At 50.3% G+C, this 17,898-nt stretch carries 20 protein-coding genes; 9 read left to right on the top strand and 11 right to left on the bottom strand.

Features of this window, described 5'->3' with window-relative positions; translation table 11 throughout:
• The first annotated feature begins 28 nt into the window (after positions 1–28).
• On the top strand, positions 29–682 hold the full coding sequence (locus tag D5398_RS00840) for a riboflavin synthase subunit alpha (protein ID WP_120505946.1): 654 nt from the start codon (positions 29–31) through the stop codon (positions 680–682).
• A gap of 95 nt (positions 683–777) precedes the next feature.
• Here the strand turns inward: D5398_RS00840 and cfa are convergent, their stop codons facing one another.
• Positions 778–1,929, bottom strand: coding sequence for a cyclopropane fatty acyl phospholipid synthase (cfa, locus tag D5398_RS00835; RefSeq protein WP_120505945.1), 1,152 nt, complete (start codon positions 1,927–1,929; stop codon positions 778–780).
• A gap of 377 nt (positions 1,930–2,306) precedes the next feature.
• The gene (gene punC, locus D5398_RS00830) at positions 2,307–3,500 is read right to left on the bottom strand and encodes a purine nucleoside transporter PunC (protein WP_120505944.1); all 1,194 of its coding nucleotides are present in this window, start codon (positions 3,498–3,500) and stop codon (positions 2,307–2,309) included.
• Between the two features lie 136 nt (positions 3,501–3,636).
• Between punC and punR the strand changes: the two genes are divergently transcribed.
• Positions 3,637–4,542: a DNA-binding transcriptional activator PunR gene (punR, locus tag D5398_RS00825; RefSeq protein WP_120505943.1), complete on the top strand. Its 906-nt coding sequence runs from the start codon at positions 3,637–3,639 to the stop codon at positions 4,540–4,542.
• Positions 4,543–4,581: 39 nt separating this feature from the next.
• Here the strand turns inward: punR and purR are convergent, their stop codons facing one another.
• Positions 4,582–5,607 carry an HTH-type transcriptional repressor PurR gene (gene purR / locus D5398_RS00820; RefSeq protein WP_120505942.1) on the bottom strand — a complete coding sequence of 342 codons (1,026 nt, stop codon included), beginning with the start codon at positions 5,605–5,607 and terminating at the stop codon, positions 4,582–4,584.
• A gap of 262 nt (positions 5,608–5,869) precedes the next feature.
• On the opposite strand from purR, the gene cydH reads away from it, so the two are divergent.
• Complete coding sequence (gene cydH / locus D5398_RS25815; RefSeq protein ID WP_120505941.1) at positions 5,870–6,031, top strand: cytochrome bd-I oxidase subunit CydH; 162 nt, start codon at positions 5,870–5,872, stop codon at positions 6,029–6,031.
• 174 nt (positions 6,032–6,205) lie between these two features.
• Here cydH and D5398_RS00810 read toward each other — a convergent pair whose 3' ends face one another.
• On the bottom strand, positions 6,206–7,111 hold the full coding sequence (locus D5398_RS00810) for a C40 family peptidase (RefSeq protein WP_120505940.1): 906 nt from the start codon (positions 7,109–7,111) through the stop codon (positions 6,206–6,208).
• Between the two features lie 354 nt (positions 7,112–7,465).
• Here D5398_RS00810 and D5398_RS25745 point away from each other — a divergent pair, with 354 nt between their 5' ends.
• Both D5398_RS25745 and D5398_RS00805 read left to right on the top strand, forming a co-directional pair.
• Entirely contained in the window at positions 7,466–7,594 is a 129-nt protein-coding gene (locus tag D5398_RS25745) for a hypothetical protein (RefSeq protein WP_279634994.1), read from the top strand.
• Positions 7,575–7,916, top strand: a complete 342-nt coding sequence (locus D5398_RS00805) for a Grx4 family monothiol glutaredoxin (RefSeq protein WP_120505939.1) — start codon at positions 7,575–7,577, stop codon at positions 7,914–7,916. The genes D5398_RS25745 and D5398_RS00805 overlap by 20 nt, the downstream gene beginning before the upstream one ends.
• A 128-nt stretch (positions 7,917–8,044) precedes the next feature.
• Here D5398_RS00805 and rnt read toward each other — a convergent pair whose 3' ends face one another.
• The 3 genes from rnt to nemA all read right to left on the bottom strand — a co-directional run bounded on the left by rnt (position 8,045) and on the right by nemA (position 10,520).
• Positions 8,045–8,761 (bottom strand): ribonuclease T, encoded by a 717-nt coding sequence (rnt, locus tag D5398_RS00800; protein ID WP_120505938.1) that lies wholly within the window; start codon positions 8,759–8,761, stop codon positions 8,045–8,047.
• A 91-nt stretch (positions 8,762–8,852) separates the two neighbouring features.
• Entirely contained in the window at positions 8,853–9,260 is a 408-nt protein-coding gene (gene gloA / locus D5398_RS00795; protein ID WP_112287933.1) for a lactoylglutathione lyase, read from the bottom strand.
• Between the two features lie 162 nt (positions 9,261–9,422).
• Positions 9,423–10,520: an alkene reductase gene (nemA, locus tag D5398_RS00790; protein WP_120506648.1), complete on the bottom strand. Its 1,098-nt coding sequence runs from the start codon at positions 10,518–10,520 to the stop codon at positions 9,423–9,425.
• Between the two features lie 193 nt (positions 10,521–10,713).
• Between nemA and D5398_RS00785 the strand changes: the two genes are divergently transcribed.
• A complete protein-coding gene (locus D5398_RS00785; RefSeq protein WP_120505937.1) occupies positions 10,714–10,953 on the top strand; it encodes a DUF1289 domain-containing protein in 240 nt (79 codons plus the stop codon).
• Between the two features lie 129 nt (positions 10,954–11,082).
• Positions 11,083–11,979, top strand: a complete 897-nt coding sequence (locus D5398_RS00780) for an aldo/keto reductase (RefSeq protein WP_120505936.1) — start codon at positions 11,083–11,085, stop codon at positions 11,977–11,979.
• Between the two features lie 51 nt (positions 11,980–12,030).
• Here D5398_RS00780 and D5398_RS00775 read toward each other — a convergent pair whose 3' ends face one another.
• Genes D5398_RS00775 through D5398_RS00765 form a run of 3 tightly spaced genes read right to left on the bottom strand, consistent with a single transcriptional unit; the run spans position 12,031 to position 15,175 of the window.
• Positions 12,031–14,082: an FUSC family protein gene (locus D5398_RS00775; protein WP_120505935.1), complete on the bottom strand. Its 2,052-nt coding sequence runs from the start codon at positions 14,080–14,082 to the stop codon at positions 12,031–12,033.
• 9 nt (positions 14,083–14,091) lie between these two features.
• Positions 14,092–14,949: an efflux RND transporter periplasmic adaptor subunit gene (locus D5398_RS00770; protein WP_120505934.1), complete on the bottom strand. Its 858-nt coding sequence runs from the start codon at positions 14,947–14,949 to the stop codon at positions 14,092–14,094.
• 1 nt (position 14,950) lies between these two features.
• Positions 14,951–15,175 carry a DUF1656 domain-containing protein gene (locus tag D5398_RS00765; RefSeq protein WP_112288005.1) on the bottom strand — a complete coding sequence of 75 codons (225 nt, stop codon included), beginning with the start codon at positions 15,173–15,175 and terminating at the stop codon, positions 14,951–14,953.
• A 194-nt stretch (positions 15,176–15,369) separates the two neighbouring features.
• Here D5398_RS00765 and slyA point away from each other — a divergent pair, with 194 nt between their 5' ends.
• Positions 15,370–15,804 (top strand): transcriptional regulator SlyA, encoded by a 435-nt coding sequence (gene slyA, locus D5398_RS00760; RefSeq protein ID WP_101077051.1) that lies wholly within the window; start codon positions 15,370–15,372, stop codon positions 15,802–15,804.
• A gap of 105 nt (positions 15,805–15,909) precedes the next feature.
• Here the strand turns inward: slyA and D5398_RS00755 are convergent, their stop codons facing one another.
• Positions 15,910–16,380, bottom strand: coding sequence for an outer membrane lipoprotein (locus tag D5398_RS00755; protein WP_120505933.1), 471 nt, complete (start codon positions 16,378–16,380; stop codon positions 15,910–15,912).
• Positions 16,381–16,774: 394 nt separating this feature from the next.
• Between D5398_RS00755 and anmK the strand changes: the two genes are divergently transcribed.
• Positions 16,775–17,893, top strand: a complete 1,119-nt coding sequence (gene anmK, locus D5398_RS00750) for an anhydro-N-acetylmuramic acid kinase (RefSeq protein WP_120505932.1) — start codon at positions 16,775–16,777, stop codon at positions 17,891–17,893.
• Positions 17,894–17,898 lie beyond the last annotated feature (5 nt).

Genomic DNA, 17,898 nt, shown 5'->3' with positions numbered 1-17,898 from the left:
AACAGACTTATGAATTGAGGAAAGGGCTATGTTTACCGGAATTGTTCAGGGAACCGGAGCGGTCGTATCGATCGATGAAAAACCTAATTTCAGAACCCATGTTGTCCGCTTGCCGAAAGATATGCTCGACAATCTGCAGCTGGGTGCATCTGTTTCACATAACGGCTGCTGCCTGACAGTGACTGAGGTCAAGGGCGATCTGGTCAGTTTTGACCTGATGAAGGAAACGCTTCGCCTGACCAATCTGGGTGATCTTAAGGTGGGTGACCTGGTGAATCTGGAACGCGCTGCGCGTTTTGATGATGAAATCGGCGGCCATCTGATGTCGGGACATATTATTTGTACCGCGGAAGTGGCAAAAATTTTGACGTCGGAAAATAACCGTCAGATCTGGTTCCGTATGCCACATGAAGATCTGATGAAATATGTATTACATAAAGGTTATATCGGCATTGATGGTATTAGTCTTACCATCGGCGAAGTTACCCGTACCCGTTTCTGCGTGCATCTGATTCCGGAAACATTGCAACGTACTACGCTGGGGGTGAAACGTCTGGGCGATAAAATCAATATCGAAATCGACCCGCAGACTCAGGCGATAGTTGATACCGTTGAACGTGTTTTAGCCAGCCGCGAAGCCGCTATTGCGACCGCACAGGCGATGATCGAGAAATCTGAATAAAGGATTTATCCTCAGATTTTTAAGCATCTGCAAAAAGAAAAACCGGACATGCTAGTCCGGTTTTTTTATGCCTTTTAGTCTCGGTCAAAGTACGATTAACGTGGAACGCGGATCCCGCCGTCAACCCCTTCAGGACTGAATACCACTTGCCAAAGCTGAATATCACGTGCCCTGAATGCCCCTGCGCAGGCATTGAGATAATAAGTGAACATGCGGTGGAAACGATCACCATATTTCTCTGCCAGTTCAGGCCAGTATTTCTGGAAACGTTCATGCCACGCCATCAGGGTACGATCATAATCCGCACCAATATTGTGCCAGTCTTCCATCACAAACAAAGATTCGCTGGTTTGCGCAATTTGCTGAATTGAAGGCAGGCAGCCGTTCGGGAAGATATATTTATCAATCCACGGGTCGACGTTCAGATCTGTTTTGTTAGAACCAATAGTGTGCAGCAGGAAAATGCCGTCGGGTTTGATATTACGTTTGGCGACATTAAAGTAAGTCTGATAATTCTTCGGACCGACATGCTCGAACATGCCGACCGAGACAATCCGGTCGAACTGATCGTTGAGGTCACGGTAATCCTGTAAAAGGATCGTGACATCCAGTCCTTCACATCTTTTTTGCGCGAGCTTTTGTTGTTCTGCAGAAATAGTGACACCAACGACGCTGACACCATAATTTCGCGCCGCAAACTCAGACAATCCACCCCAGCCGCAACCAATATCCAGCAAACGCTGGCCGGGTTTTAATTGCAGTTTATCGCAGATCATTTTGAGTTTGGCTTCCTGCGCTTCTTCAAGCGTTGTCGCTTCTTTCCAGTAGCCACAGGAATATTGCATGTAAGGGTCGAGCATCAGAGTGAATAAATCGTTGCCCAGATCATAATGCTCTTTGCCGACAATCCATGCACGTTTACGCGATTGTAAATTGGTAAGGCGTGCAGCGGCGACGCGCAAAGTGTCTTTAAAATGGTGGGGGAGTTTATTTTCCAGACCTGCACGGAGAACACGCTGGAAAAATATATCAAGGCGGTCGCATTCCCACCAACCATCCATATAGCTTTCACCCAGACCCAGAGAACCTTCCTGTAAAACACGCTTAAAAAAGTCAGTGTTTTTTACTTTAAGGTCGAAAGGGCGATTGCCATTAACCTGGATGTCCGCCATTGCCAGCATTTCACTGGCTATCCGATACCACTGATTGTCCTGAATGCTTAGGTCTTCTATACACGATGAACTCATAGCTTCTCCATCACTTTCTCTTCTGACTTATTAACCTGCCGGGAAAAGCAAAGGCTATTTTGCAGGTCTTTATGAGAACAGACGACTAGCGCCTCGTCCGATATCCGACAACAACAGAGGAAATTTAGAAGAACACCTGCGGCCAAAAGACACGCAGGAAAATCATCCTTGAAAAACGTACTAAAAAAATAGTGTGACGCATTCCGCGCGTCCGGCTTAAGTATCTAATAAAAGTTTTGTAAAAATGCTATTTTATTGGGTTTTGTTGAGTATAGGCTCGCCAGCAGGCATTCTCAATAGTTAATCGTCATGAATGAAAATGTCCGTTAAGTGATTGTTACTTATGGTCATTATAACGATTAACTCTCGAGGCTGACTCAGGCTTCCTGCTCTGACTTTTGCTCAGTATATTGCGGATTTTCGTGCCGTACAGACATCCACCGGCCCAAAACTACCAACAATAGTGTAGACAGCATGGTGGTGACTGTCGCTATTAATGGTTGCACAATAAATGCGGAAACCAGAAGACTGGCGAGGAAGCATAATCCCAGTTGCAGGGTATTTTGCAACGCGGCGGCTTTGCCTGTATTAGCAGGAAATGGCATTAATGCGTTTGCGACAACAATTGGATAGATTGCGCCATTCACCAGCGCCATGAAGCAGAATGGGATCAACAGGCTCACTAACCCGGCATCAGTGAACATGGCGACACAAAACAGACCCGCAACACTCAGGCCATACCCCGTCAGCAGCCAGGGCAAAATTTTATTCCCGTCTAACTTACTGATAAGCAACCGGCAGCCAAAACCACCCAGCAGGAAGGCGATGGTCTGCGGAACATAGCTCAGGCCAATCACGCCCGGCGAATAGCCCATATCGCTCAGAATAAACGGTGAGCCTGTCAGCCACGCAAAGAAACCAGCGGAGCAGGCGGCGTAAATCATGACATTACCGCTGTAAACGCGTGATCTCAGCAAAGTGCCAAAACCCGCTTTATCCGCAGATTTGTGTTCTGCCGGCTTGTTTTCCCGCAGCGTGAAGGTGGCGATAAGCAACAGTGCGGCTACCGCAGTGAGCAGGGCAAAGATGGCTTCCCAGTCAAAATGGTTAAGGACCCATGCGCCCAGCAAAGGGGCCAGCGCCGGTGAAAGTGCCACCAGAGGCATGATGCTGGCGAAGGTTTTTTTAGCAACATCCGCAGAAAAACGATCAACTACGATAGCCTGCCAGGTCACCGCAGCAGCACAGACGCCCATAGCCTGTAAGAAACGCAGAGCGAGAAGGGCGCGCACGTTGTCGACCCAAATTACACCCAGACAGCCCACGGCAAACAACGTTAGTCCGAGTAATAAAACCGGTTTACGGCCAATGCGATCCGACAGCGGTCCCCAAAGCAATTGTCCGAGAGCGAATCCGCCGAGAAAAATACTCAGGCTGGCGCTGATCATTCCCGGACTGGTCATCAGGCTGGTTTGCATTGCGCTAAACGCAGGCAGGTACATATCTGTGGCTAAAAAGCCGAGCATGCTCAGGCCAGCCAGATAGAGCATAAATCCAAAGGAGGGTTTCATTATTATCTCGTTAATTTATTTGTTGCAGGTGATTTGAGGCAGAAATCAGTTCGGAGACGGATTTTAACGCTTTGATAACAGCATTGTGAAACGCTAATATTTGTACTCTGCTATCAAAAATATTGAAGGCTAAATTATGTGGTCAGAATATGCTCTGGAAGTCGTCGATGCTGTGGCGAGAACGGGCAGTTTCAGCGCAGCAGCACAGGATTTACACCGGGTGCCTTCTGCCATCAGCTACACCGTTCGTCAACTGGAACAATGGCTGGCGGTGCCGCTGTTTGAGCGCCGCCACCGTGACGTTGTTTTAACGCCAGCAGGAAAAGTTTTCGTGGATGAAGCGCGCGTTCTGACAAAAAAAATGATAGCTACACGCCGCCAGTGTCAGCAGGTTGCTAATGGTTGGCGGGGCGAGTTGCGTATTGCAGTCGACAGAATCGTCAAACCGGCAAGAACCCGGCGACTGGTGCTGGATTTTTATCGCCATTTCCCTGATACCGAACTGATCATTCACTCTGAAGTGTTTAATGGTGTCTGGGATGCGCTGGTCGACGGGCGGGCTGATGTGGCAATCGGCGCGACCCGTGCGATCCCGGTTGGCGGTCGCTTCAGCTTTCGCGACATGGGATTTATGGACTGGCACTGCGTCGTTAGCCCGCAGCATCCTCTGGCGCAGTTATCGGGCGCACTGACTGATGAACAGCTCAGGCCATATCCCGCGCTGTGCCTGGAAGATACTTCACGAACGTTACCCAAGCGTGATACCTGGACTCTGGATAACCAGCGACGCCTGGTTGTCCCGGACTGGACCTGCGCGCTTGAATGTCTGAGTGAAGGTTTATGCGTAGGAATGATGCCGGTACATCGCGTGAGCCACTGGATAGAGCAGCAGAAATTACAGGTTCTGGCACTGGAGAATACGTTCCCTGACAGTCCGTGTTGTCTGACCTGGGATCAGAGCAATCCGTCACCTTCACTTGCCTGGTTGCTGGAATATATGGGTGATACAGAAACCATGAACCATGAATGGCTGCGGGATTAAGAAATAAAAACGCCTGCAAATGCAGGCGTTAAAACAGTATTAACGACGGTAATCACGGTACGGGCCATCGGCCACCGAACGACGCTCAACCAGTTTCGGATGCACCTCGATGGTTTGTGATTCTTCGCGTTTACTGATGATACGGTCGAGCAGCATCGTAAAGGCCATCTCACCCAACCGTTCTTTCGGCTGATGCACGGTCGTCAGGGCGGGAGAGAAGTATCGCGCATTACGCACGTTGTCATAACCGATCACTGAAATATCCTGCGGAACGCGCAATCCGAGCTCATCAGCAGCGCAAATTGCGCCCATCGCCATGACATCACCACCGCAGAAAACGGCGGTGGGACGTTGTTTTTGCATCAGAATCTTGTGCATCGCCTGATAGCCTGACTCTGGCTCGAAATCACCCTGAACAACCCATTCTTCGCGAAGCGGGATGTTGGCTTCTGTCAGTGCTTTGACGAACCCCTGAAAACGCCCGCCGCCGGTGTTGCGTGCCAGCTGTCCCGGGATCACACCGATATCGCGGTGCCCGCGTTCAATAAGATAGCGTCCGGCCATGTAACCGCCTTCGAATGCGTTATCGATAATGCTGTCGGTGAAGTTTTTACGCGCTTCGCCCCAGTCCATCACGACCATCGGAATTGAACGATACTCTTCGAGCATATTGAGCAACTCGTCAGGATATTCCGCGCACATCACCAGCAGGCCGTCGACGCGTTTTTGCGCCAGCATTTGCAGATAGGCCTGTTGTTTTTCCAGATTATTGTGCGAGTTACACAAGATGAGCGTATAGCCTTTAGAGAAACAGCTGTTCTCAACGGCTTCAATTACCTCGGCGAAATAGGGCGCTTCACTTGAGGTGGCAAGCAGGCCGATCGTTTTAGTGTTATTGACCTTAAGGCTGCGCGCAACGGCACTCGGAGAGTAATGTAACTCTTTGATGGCAAGGAGAACCGCATCTTTGGTTTCTTCGGCGACGAAACGTGTTTTATTGATGACGTGCGACACGGTTGTAGTGGAAACGCCAGCGCGCTTTGCGACATCTTTAATCGTTGCCATGTAAAGAATGACTCCTAAACTTCCGTGCTTCAGCACGTTAGCATTATGTTAATCGTTTGCTTGCGTGGATTTAACTGCTGACTCAGAAAAGGGCAGTGAAATCGTTAGGTGGACTCTTCAGAATGAGGCGCGAAATGCTCTCGGGTGAAATCGACCGGCACACAGGCGTGTTAACCGACAATTTTCTCTTATAATGCATGAAAGTGGAAGTAAAATTGTCATGCTGGCATTGTCATTCAGCAGAAGATTTTAAATGTGAATTATGCGAAAATGCGTTGGCACACATTTAGTGTGGCTAAAAGAAACGCCACAACCTGATCCGAAAGGGGGTTTGATGGACAGCAACCTGAAATTATCGTTGATCACCACGGTATGCGCTTTGCTCATGATTATCGCTTTCAGCTTCACGGCAGTGATGAACTAATTCAGTACTGAGCAGCAGTGAGACGCAACAAAAAAGGGCGATACCTTTCACAGGAATCGCCCTTTTCAATTTTACGTAGCGCCCGTTACCGCCGATACTCTTCCCTGCAGAAACTCTTCGTTAAATGCTATTCAATGGCTGATTAGCGAAACTTCAGACTTAACGAATTGTTTATTATCGTATTGTTTTCGGGGTCATCACCCGACGCGCGCCAACATAATGATCCTGCCAGTAATCGTCGCCCAGTGAGGTGATTTTTATGTCTTCACCGGTTCTTGGTGACTGTATGAACTTGCCGTTGCCGACATAAACACCCACGTGGTCCGCCGCGCCTCGATTGTTGATCCTGAAGAACACAAGGTCACCGCTTTCAAGTTCGCCACGTTTGACGGGAGCCGCATCGCGCAGGTGGTACATCTCATTTGCCGTGCGCGGCATTTTAATGCGGATCAAATCTTTGTAGGCGTAATAGACCAGGCCACTGCAATCGAAACCGGTATTCGGGGAGGTGCCTCCCCAGCGATAAGGTTTACCGACCTGATGCATCAGTTTCGTCATCGCCGTTTGTTGTGCATGCTGATAGCGTTTTTTATGTGTCGCACTCAGCGTAATCGGTTTGGTGTCTTCCTCTCGTAACCTCTTGCCTTTGCGGTGTCGGCCATACGTTTCTCTTTTACTGACCTTTTCAGTGCTGTTTTTGGCAAGTGTTCGGGATTTACTGTTTTTCTCTGTCTTGCTCTCAGCCCGCGTTGTCCTGAGTGTTTTTTCTTTTTTGCTTTCAGTGCGGGTTGTTTTTAGGCTTTTCTCTGAAGTCGTCTTTCGCTTGACCAGTTCGGTGCTGCTGATTTTTTTCGCTTTAGATGTTTTTTCCTGAGTTTTTTTCTCTGTCACCGGCGCGACTTTTGATTTCTTACTGGTTTTCGCCGCCACTGTTTTTCGCTTTCGCCGTTCTTCCGGCGTCACGGGAGTCGCATGACTCTTTCGCTGATCGGCAGAGACGCGTGACTGTGGCGATGCATGAGCCATATTGAGAAACAGCTGGGTAAAGAGCAGCACAAAAAGCGTGAACAGGACGCGCATAGCTTCGTTACCATGAGTGGTAGGGTTAAACATCAGGGATGTCAGAGTATTGCCTAAAAGAACCCGACAAAAAAGCACGAATTGACTCGATTCTAGATCATATTGTGAGAAAAAGTTAATAGCTTTTTTTATGTCGAAATAACCGCCATTTTCAGTCAAAAAAATAACCATTATTCATCAGGTTATTATTTGAGATAAAGAATGTGATTTTGCAAATCTGCCATTATCGTCGCACGGCAAAAATGTTATTCTCGATGGATCTTTAAATATGTGATGCTCAGCGCAGTCGCCGAAAATTGTTTAATAAAATGCCAGTATTGAGAAAGACCCCACAAAAAATGGCGTTTTTATCTGATGGCTGGCGTCGTTACAATAGAAAGTATTGTGTTTGCGCACCGTCTTTGGGTGCCGCGCGTGATGAGTAATGACCGTGACAGCCTGTACCGGCTTGAGGAAGCAAGAAATGACCACTCCAACTATTGAAAAAATTCAGAAACAAGTTTCTGAAAACCCGATCCTGCTTTACATGAAAGGTTCTCCAAAGCTGCCAAGCTGCGGTTTTTCCGCTCAGGCTGTTCAGGCGCTTTCCGCCTGTGGCGAACGCTTTGCTTACGTTGATATTTTGCAGAACCCGGATATCCGCGCTGAAATGCCAAAATATGCTAACTGGCCAACTTTCCCGCAACTGTGGGTTGATGGTGAACTGGTCGGCGGCTGTGACATCGTCGTTGAGATGTTCCAGCGTGGCGAACTGCAGCAGCTGATCAAAGAAACTGCCGAAAAATACAAATCTTCTGAAGAGTAATTCGAAGAAGGCAGCTGTCCTTTAAAGGATGGCGGAAACAAAAGAGCGACATTGCGTCGCTCTTTTTTTATGTCTGAATTAAGTCAGTCACGAATGCCGCCAGTTGAGTATTTACCGGCAGCCCGGACTTACTGTTGATTTTCCTGCTGTGCCGCTTCGTCTTCGGTTTCTTCTGCGGTCAGTGGCAACGGCCAGCCGCCAAGGCGCTTCCAGCGATTCACCAGCTCACAGAACAGCTCAGCAGTACGTTCGGTATCATACAGCGCAGAGTGAGCCTGACTGCTGTCAAACACCATTCCCGCGCTGATGCAGGCTTTCGCCAGCACCGTTTGCCCGAGCACCAGTCCGCTTAACGCCGCAGTATCAAATGTCGCGAAAGGGTGGAACGGATTACGTTTCAGCCCGGCGCGCTCGGCTGCCGCCATCAGGAAGCTGTGATCGAAATTGGCATTGTGGGCCACGATGATCGCGCGGTTGCAGTTTTGCTCTTTCATCCCTTTGCGGATGACTTTAAAAATTTCGTGCAGAGCGTCATATTCACTGACCGCGCCGCGCAGCGGGTTGGTCGGGTCGATACCGTTAAACGCCAGCGCTTCCGGCACCAGTACCGAGCCTTCAAAAGGTTCTACGTGGAAATGCACGGTCTCATCGCTTTGCAGCCAGCCGTCCTCATCCATCTTCAGTGTGATTGCCGCAATTTCCAGCAGCGCATCGGTTTGGGCATTAAATCCGGCAGTTTCAACATCAATTACTACCGGATAAAAACCACGAAAACGGCCTCTCAGGGCGTTAATGTCACTATTCTCGGCCATTAGTTTCTTATCTTCATCGAATTCAGCGCGCATTATGACAAATTTTGCCGCCTGTTGCAGGGCTGCGGCAAAAATTGGGCAATAAAAAAGGGCGCGATTGCGCCCCTTTCAGCATTCAGGGGGATCAGTTGCCCAGACCCTGACCTGCATGTTTGGATTCGATCAGCTCGATTTTGTAGCCATCCGGATCTTCAACAAACGCGATAATAGTGGAGCCGCCTTTAACCGGACCGGCTTCACGGGTCACTTTCCCGCCCGCGTTGCGGATGTCATCGCAAGTTTGCGCGACGTTATCAACGCCCAGTGCGATATGACCATAAGCGGTGCCAATGTCGTAGCTGTCAACGCCCCAGTTGTAGGTCAGTTCAATCACTGCGCCTTCGCTTTCATCGGTATAACCCACGAATGCCAGAGAGTATTTATATTCAGTATTTTCGCTGGTACGCAGCAGGCGCATGCCTAATACATCGGTATAGAAGCTGATCGCGCGTTGCAGATCGCCAACACGAAGCATGGTATGGAGTAAACGCATAGGTTCCTCTTTATTTGCAGGATGAGAATTATCGGTTCAAGCCTAACTGATAGAGACCATTTTGTCTGTAAAACGACGATCAATTGCTGAAGGCTTGACCAAAAAAAGCAGCAGAAGGAGGGCCTCTTCTGCTGCAAGGATGGGATCACATTTTTTTAATCATTACAGCGTCGGGTAGTCGGTATAACCCTGTGAACCGCCGCCGTAGAAAGTTTCTGGTTTCGGATCGTTAAGCGGCGCGTGGGATTTCAAACGCTCAACCAGATCCGGGTTAGCGATATAGCTGCGCCCGAAAGCAACGGCGTCGATGTAACCTTTTTCGATAAGCTCTTCGCCTTTCTCAGCGGTATAAGCACCGGCACCCACAATCACACCCTGATAATGGGCGCGGATCACCGCACGGAATTCAGCCGAGTAAGGTTTACCGCCTGCCCAATCTGGCTCAGAAATATGCAGGTAAGCGAGTTTACGTTTGTTCAGTTCATCGAGCAGATAGATAGCTGCCTGTTCCTGATCTTCACCGTTGTCCAGCCCGTTAAAAGGACCCATTGGTGAAATACGGATACCCACGCGGTCTGCGCCGATAGCGCCGATGGCGGCATCGACCACTTCCAGCGTCAGGCGGGTACGGTTTTCAATGCTGCCACCGTATTCGTCTTCACGCAGGTTAGACGCCGGAGACATGAACTGGTGCAGCAAATAACCGTGCGCAGCATGCAGCTCAATGTAATCAAAACCGGCTTCGGCAGAACACTCAGCAGCATGACGGAAATCATTAATGATCCCCGGGATTTCGCTCAGTTCCAGCGCACGCGGAGTAGGGGAATCAACGCGAATGGCGTTGCCTTGCTCATCGCGCAGGCTGGTGCGGGTATTTGGATTGACAGCTGAAGATGAGACCGGCGTCTGGTTATCCGGCTGCACGCTGTTATGAGAAATACGGCCTGTGTGCCACAGTTGAACCGCAATATGTCCATCTTTCTGATGCACGCCTGCTACAATTTTTTTCCACGCAGCGACCTGTTCTGGCGTGTGCAGACCCGGCGCGCCGGCATAACCTTTTGCCTGGAAGGAAACCTGAGTGGCTTCTGTAATAATCAGGCCGGAAGTGTGGCGCTGAGCGTAATATTCGCCCATCAGCGGGGTAGGAATGTCACCCGGCTCGATACTGCGCAGGCGGGTAAGCGGCGCCATAAAGACACGGTTAGGCAGTGTATTTTTGCCGACAACAATGGGGGTGAAAAGCTTGGTCATTTCAATAACTCCGGATTTAATAGACTGATCGGCAGGGTATTCAGGAACATAGTTCCCGCTACACGATCGTTTCGCAATGACTCTTTCTAACGCATCTGGCCTCTGTCTGACTACGCGTACGGTGCCTTTTTGCAGATCCTCTTGCAGGATGGGCAGAAAACGTCTTGAATAAAAGTTCACCGTTATTTGCGGAGGGCGTGTGGCCCAGCAACTTGAGTTTTTCGACATTCCCAGTCCGTGCCGTGGCATTTGTCAGGCCGATGAGCGTGGTTATTGTCGCGGTTGCCTGCGCAGCCGCGAGGAGCGCTTCGGCTGGATGAAAATGACGGATACGGAAAAACGTCACGTGATCCGTTTATGCCAGCAGCGGCTTTTACGTCAGACTCGGGCCGGAAAGCAGCCCGACGAACCTCTGCCGGAACAACCGGAACTGTTCTGATTTTTCACGCCAGCTGTCAGTGTCGTGACCGTTGTCTGCTTCTTTGCAATTCTTACGTTTCGCATCAATACAGCGCCGAAGGCGTTGTGTATTCTGTCGATCGAAAATCAAAAACTTAAGGGATTTATAATGGAAGCGCGTACCCTGATTTCTCCTCAAGGCCCAGTATTCTCAAAACTGATTTGCGGTTACTGGCGTCTGATGGAATGGAACATGACGCCGCAACAGATTCTGGCTTTCATGGAACAGCATATTGAGTTGGGCATTACTACTGCTGATCATGCTGATATTTATGGCGATTACCAGTGTGAAGCCGCGTTCGGTGAGGCTCTGCGACTCAAGCCATCCTTACGCGAAAAAATGCAGCTGGTCAGTAAATGTGGCATTGCGACGCGTGCCAATCCTGATAACAAAATCGGCCATTACATTACAGACACAAAGTACATTGTGGAACGTGCCGAGAAATCGTTAAGCAACCTGCATACCGATTATCTGGATTTGCTGCTGATCCATCGCCCGGATCCGCTGATGGATGCTGACGACGTGGCTGAGGCATTCACGCAGTTGCATAAAAGCGGCAAAGTAAAACACTTCGGCGTTTCCAACTTTACCCCGGCTCAGTTCAGTCTGTTGCAGTCACGCTTGCCGTTCCAGCTGGCGACGAATCAGCTAGAAATTTCTCCCATTCATCAGCCGGCAATTCTGGATGGCACGCTGGACCTCTGCCAGCAATTGCGCATCAGGCCGATGGCGTGGTCCTGTCTGGGTGGTGGTCGTCTGTTCAGTGATCCTGAGTTCCAGCCGCTGCGCGACGAACTTCAGACGGTGGCAAACGAAATGGGTGCCGATACTATCGAACAGGTGGTTTACGCCTGGGTGATGCGTCTGCCGTCTCAGCCATTGCCGATTATCGGTTCGGGCAAAATTGAACGCGTGAAATCAGCCTGGAAATCATTGTCTCTCGAAATGACTCGTCAGCAGTGGTTCCGCATTCGCAAAGCCGCGCTGGGCTACGACGTTCCTTAATCGATCCGATTTCAGGCTGCGGTCAACATCCGCAGCCTGAAGTGTTTAGAGTCAGGCAGGTTTGGTGGTACTGACCACTGGCTGTGCCGGACCATCCTCTGTTGAAATGGCCTGCTGCAACTGTGACAGCGAGCAGTACAGACGCCAGATAACGCCAGCCAGTTCGCGTGCTGCCGGTTCAGGGTGATGCGCCAAGGAATTGCTCATCCGCAGCAGCTCAATTAACGTAGCATCCAGATTTTCGTGGCTGACGCCGCGCTCCGTCATGACCCCTTTCAGACAGTGAATACACACGTCACGCACGGCAGAAAGCGGATCCGAACGCGTTTCCCATTCACGTAACTGCCAGACAATGTGGCTGCAATTGAGCAGCACCACCCCCCACCGCAACAGCCAGGTGCGGGAGAGCTGATCTTTACTCTGGCTGAGCTGATTCATCCGGTGATAAATCAGCGATTCAAACTGGAAATGGCTCAGGGAAGGTTTGCGGCTGAGCTGATCCATAAAATCACGGCGCAGGGCGCGGATAATGCGGCGGCTCTTGCGCTTATCCGAACTCGGCCTTAAGACCTGAAACGCGACGCCCGCGAGCATCACACCGGCGATTTTCGCCACACCGTCGTTCATAAACGACTGATAGTCAAAATCCGGCGGGTTAGTGACGGCTAAAAACGAGCCCATAAAGACAATCATTTGTCCCCACAACCCGGCATAACGTTTGTACTGCAATTTCATCATCTGCATTGTAACCAGCATCGGCAGGAAGAAAGCGCAGAACACCCAAAAGTTATCGATTTGAACCATCAGCCCGAACTTGAGCAGAAAACAGCCGACAAACAGTAAGCCCAGCGATTTGATTAACAGGGTGACGCTGCTGATAGGCGAGGCGGTCGAGGAATAGAGCACACAACTGACGGCCGTCAGCGCCACGGCACCGGCGCCTGAATCCCACTGCGTGCTCATCCAGAACCCGCAACCAATCACGATACACAAAAAGGTTCTCAGCCCGTTGTAGGCAGCTTCCAGCGTGTCGGTATGTTGCGCAAGATGGCTGATTTTGGGGGGCTGGAGTGTTTCAGCTTCCGCCACATTGGCGTTTTCCACCCGGCGCAGCCAGCGTTCACTGCGCAGATACAGCCAGCAGAAATCACGTAACCGTTGCCAGAAGGCCTGATGACGAAAGTCGGACGTGTCATGAGGTTTAATGTGCTGGAGAATTTTAGACAGTTTATATTTGTCAGTGTCGGGCTTGCGCAGTTCATCGAGCAGAACGCTCATCACTTCAGCCAGGTTTTCCGGCGGAGTCGGCCAGTTAAGCAACATGCGGCGCAGGCTGGAAATATAACTGGTCATGCGCAACTGCTGATGAAGCAGATAATTGAGCACATTATTCTGACGGCGGAGGCGGTAATGGCTCCAGACTGCCTGAATGCGCAACAGATTCAGGGTGAGGATTTGCCCGATCAGCCCTTCATGCGAGGTGCGGATCTGGTCGGATATTTCGGTACGCCATAACAGCTGCGCATGTTCCAGTAGTTGGGTATGCATTTTCCGCAGTGACGTGAGCAGGGCATCGCCGTCGGATGTGCTGGGCAGCACCATCATCATAAAACCACCGCACAAAATACCGGTGATGACTTCACCGACACGCGCCTGGGCGATATCAAAAATTTGCGTCGTATCCGTGACGTTGACGGTTGAAAACGCAATGATTGCCGCTGTGTAGCCCGCGAGAGCGAAAGCGTACGAGACGTTGTTTTGATAATGGTTGGAGACATAAGTACAAATCCCCAGCCAGGCGGCGATGGCAAAAGTAAAAAGCCATGGCTCATTCAGACAATGTCCGGCAATAAATACCGCGCCCACGGCACCCAGGATACTGCCAATTATCCTGCCGATACTTTTACTGATGACGCCGCCCACCGTCGGGAAACTGACGACGGCTGCTGAAGTCAGCGCCCAGTAAGGCTCGTCCATCTGGAATTCAAAAGCGATATACAGCGCAAGTACCATTGCAATGGAATTACGCAAGGCATAGCGCCATTGACCGCCAGTCGCTTTCCCCCACGGGGTATTTTTCCATTCGAGCCAGGAAAGATTCACGACGAAACCTTAATTACGCACGGAAATCGTACAGGTGGTTCCGGCCACCAGAACAACATGTTCTGGTACGTTTTCAAGTTTAATTCTCACCGGTATTCTCTGAGCAAGACGCACCCACGGCACATTCGGTTTTACGTTCATCAGTAAATCTTCCGGTGTATCGAGGCTCTGGTCGTAAATGGCACGGCCAATACTTTCCACCCGTCCCTGCAACGGAATATTGCCGTTAAAGAGAGTGATATCTGCCATATTTCCTTCGCGAATATTTTTGAGTTTGGTTTCTTCGAAATATCCAAGAACATAAAAGGAATGGATATCCACCAGCCCGACCAGCGGCGTACCGGTCGTGGCATAGTTGCCTCTGCGGGTTTGCAGATTGGTGATATAACCGTCAGTCGGCGCGACAATAGTGGTTTTACTCAGATTCCACTTCGCCTGTTCTAATGACGACTGTGCTGCCTGATATTGCGCCTGCATTCCTTTGGCGGTGATATTTGATTCATCTAACGATTCAGCAGAAATAACGTTAGTGCCGAGCCCGCGGCGTCGCTGGGCCTCATGATTGGCTTTGGCTAAATCAGCCGCGGCTTTCGCCAGTGCGGCTTCGGCGTTATCGACTGCGATTTTAAAGGGCACAGGGTCAAGACTGAACAGCAGATCGCCGCTTTTAACGAACTGGTTGTCGTGGACTTTTATTTCAGTGATCCGCCCGGAAACTTCCGGCGTGATATCCACAATTTCGGCCCGAACTTTGCCATCCCGTGTCCACGGGGACTGCATATAATAATTCCACATCCACCATCCGGCGCATATTGCGACTGCGAAAATCAACACTGTCGAGAAATATTTGAGAGTCTTAAATTTCATTTCAGAGGTTCACCATAAGTATCAGTGCGGCACAAATAGAGATAACGAAAAGAGATAAATCCATCAGCGTGGGATGCCAGACTTCACCAGAATAAATCCAGTCGCGCAGCAGTCGGTGTATCAGAAGCCAGAATACCAGCCCCAGTAAAAGCGCTTTGAACATCGGGGGGAAATAAAGTGAGGCACCCAGGACCAAATCCGGTAGCGGGAAGCCTGAGTGAAACATTTGCGCATTCACAATATTAATCTCTGCCGGTGATTGTGTTATAAACAAGTTTAAATCTGAAAGCGGGGACACCGCTCCCGGATGCAATAGTACCTATCATTATATATAGAATTGTAATTTATCGATTAAAGTTCCAAAAACTAAGCTAAACTCCGGGGAGTTATCTTAGCATGCTAATTATAAGGAGGGGATAATTGGAATCGAATCTGGGGTCAGATTTAGCACGATTAGTTCGTGCCTGGCGTGCGTTGATTGACGATCGGTTAAAGCCGTTGGAACTCACGCAAACACACTGGGTAACACTGCACAATATCAACATGTTGCCTCCGGAGCAGTCTCAGATCCAGCTGGCGAAAGCCATCGGAATTGAGCAGCCGTCTCTGGTCCGTACACTGGATCAACTGGAAGAAAAGAAGCTGATTACCCGTCAGACTTGTGCGAGCGATCGCCGTGCTAAGCGCATCAAACTGACTGAAGAAGCCGCGCCAATCATCAACGAAATGGAATCGGTTATTGATTCCACGCGCAAAGAAATTTTGTCCGGCATGTCTTCTGTAGAAATTGAACAACTCGGCGGGATGTTATCCCGGCTGGAAAAAAATATTGCTTCACTGCAAAGCAAATCATAAGAACCGGTTGTTAGCTCTTTTCGTCACACAGCGTCGTATTTGCTCTACCCATAAAAAAACCGAAGCCATTGGCTTCGGTTTTTTATTTGCACTCAGTGGCCGGAATCAGGCACCCGGAGAGACGGTGATGGTGCTGCCGCTGCTCGCCATGCTGACACGCTGACCTACGCTGAATTTGGTCGCGCCGACTTTCTGAACCACCTGAATTGTGGTGCCGTCATCACGACGGATTTGCAGTTCTACGCCCTGAGAGCGGTTAAGAGAACTTTGCACGCCCTGACCCGCAACGCCACCGGCCACTGCGCCCGCCGCTGTTGCCAGGCTACGGCCTGTACCGCCGCCAACCGTGTTACCCAGGAAACCACCCAGTACCGCGCCGCCCAAAGCACCGACGATATTTGAATCATCTCCGCCCTGAATTTGTACCGCACGCGTAGAAACGATAGTCCCGTAGGTCACTTGTTGAATTTGTTTTGCCTGAGACGAGGAGTAAACGTCGCCAGACAGTGAGTTATCGCTGACGCAACCAGCAAGTGAAATGCCGGCGAGTGCGACGACGAGTAAACGCTTAATCATAAATAGCTCCTTTATAATGCTGCTGTACAGCTTCAGACTAGCCACAACAACAGAGAAAAAACAGTACACAGTTCAACATCAGTGTCGAGAGTGGTCGTATACCATATTTACTTCACTTTCACCTAGTATACAGGAAGCGTGCTCAACTAATAATAAACGCTGGTTTAAGTTTTCGACAGCGACGGGTGTGATCAAATAAGTGCATCTTAAATGTTGTTCTTGCCTGATTAATCGCCAGTCTGTTTTCAAAAATTAAAATTCGTAACACGAAAAACACGAAGCCATCACAGGGTGTAATAAAAACTGAGTAACTCATGGCGTTATGCTTCCTATACCGATTACTCTGTCACTATTACTTATGTCGGATGTTTTCCGGGAGTTGAGGATGTTATCTATGAAGTCAGGTCGTTATATCGGCGTGATGTCCGGCACCAGTCTCGATGGCGTGGATGTCGTGCTGGCTGCAATCGACGAACGCATGGTCGCGCAACAGGCAAGCTATTCGCATCCCATTCCTATTGCATTAAAAAATGCCATTCTCGGCATGTGCCAGGGACAACAGGTGACGCTGGAAGAAGTCGGCAGGCTTGATACGCAACTGGGGATCTTATTCGGTGAAGCCATTTTAGCGCTGCTGAAAAGCGCCGATATTTCACCGGAAGAAGTCACCGCTATTGGCTGCCACGGACAAACAGTCTGGCATCAGCCTAAAGGCGAAAACACGTTTTCAATGCAACTGGGTGATAACAACCGCATTGCGGCCATGACCGGCATTACCACTGTCGGGGATTTCCGTCGTCGCGATATGGCGTGGGGCGGGCAGGGCGCGCCGCTGGTGCCGGCATTCCATCAGGCGCTGCTGTCTGATCCGGCCGAACGCAGGATGATCCTTAATATCGGCGGGATTGCGAATCTTTCAATGTTACTGCCGGGGCAGCCGGTGCGCGGTTACGACACCGGTCCGGGCAATATGCTGATGGATGCGTGGATCTGGCGTCATAAAGCGCAGCCTTATGACAAAGGCGCTGAGTGGGCGGGTGAAGGTCGGGTGAACTTACGTCTGCTGCAACAAATGTTGTCCGACGCTTACTTTGCCGAGCCTGCGCCCAAAAGCACCGGCCGCGAATACTTCAATATGGCGTGGCTGGAAAAGCAGCTTGCGCGTTCACCGGAAATCTCTCCGGCTGATGTGCAGGCCACGCTGGCTGAGCTCACGGCAGTCAGTATCGCCGAACAGGTTCAGCTGGCTGGCGGCTGTGACCGTCTGATGGTCTGTGGCGGTGGTGCGCGTAATCCGCTGCTGATGACGCGCTTGTCTGCGATGCTGCCGGGTACTGAAGTATGTACTACCGATGCCTGCGGGATCAGTGGCGATGATATGGAAGCGCTGGCGTTTGCCTGGCTGGCATTCAGAACGTTGTCCGGTCAGTCGGGTAACTTGCCTTCCGTGACCGGTGCCAGTCGCGAAACCCTGCTCGGAGCGATTTATCCGGTGGTTTCAACCCGCGCCTGAAGCGT

It is taken from the genome of Rahnella bruchi (genome assembly GCF_003614975.1).
Classification (GTDB): domain Bacteria; phylum Pseudomonadota; class Gammaproteobacteria; order Enterobacterales; family Enterobacteriaceae; genus Rahnella; species Rahnella bruchi.
Note: the sequence above shows the minus strand (reverse complement) of the source record. Positions and strands in the feature narration are given on the sequence as shown.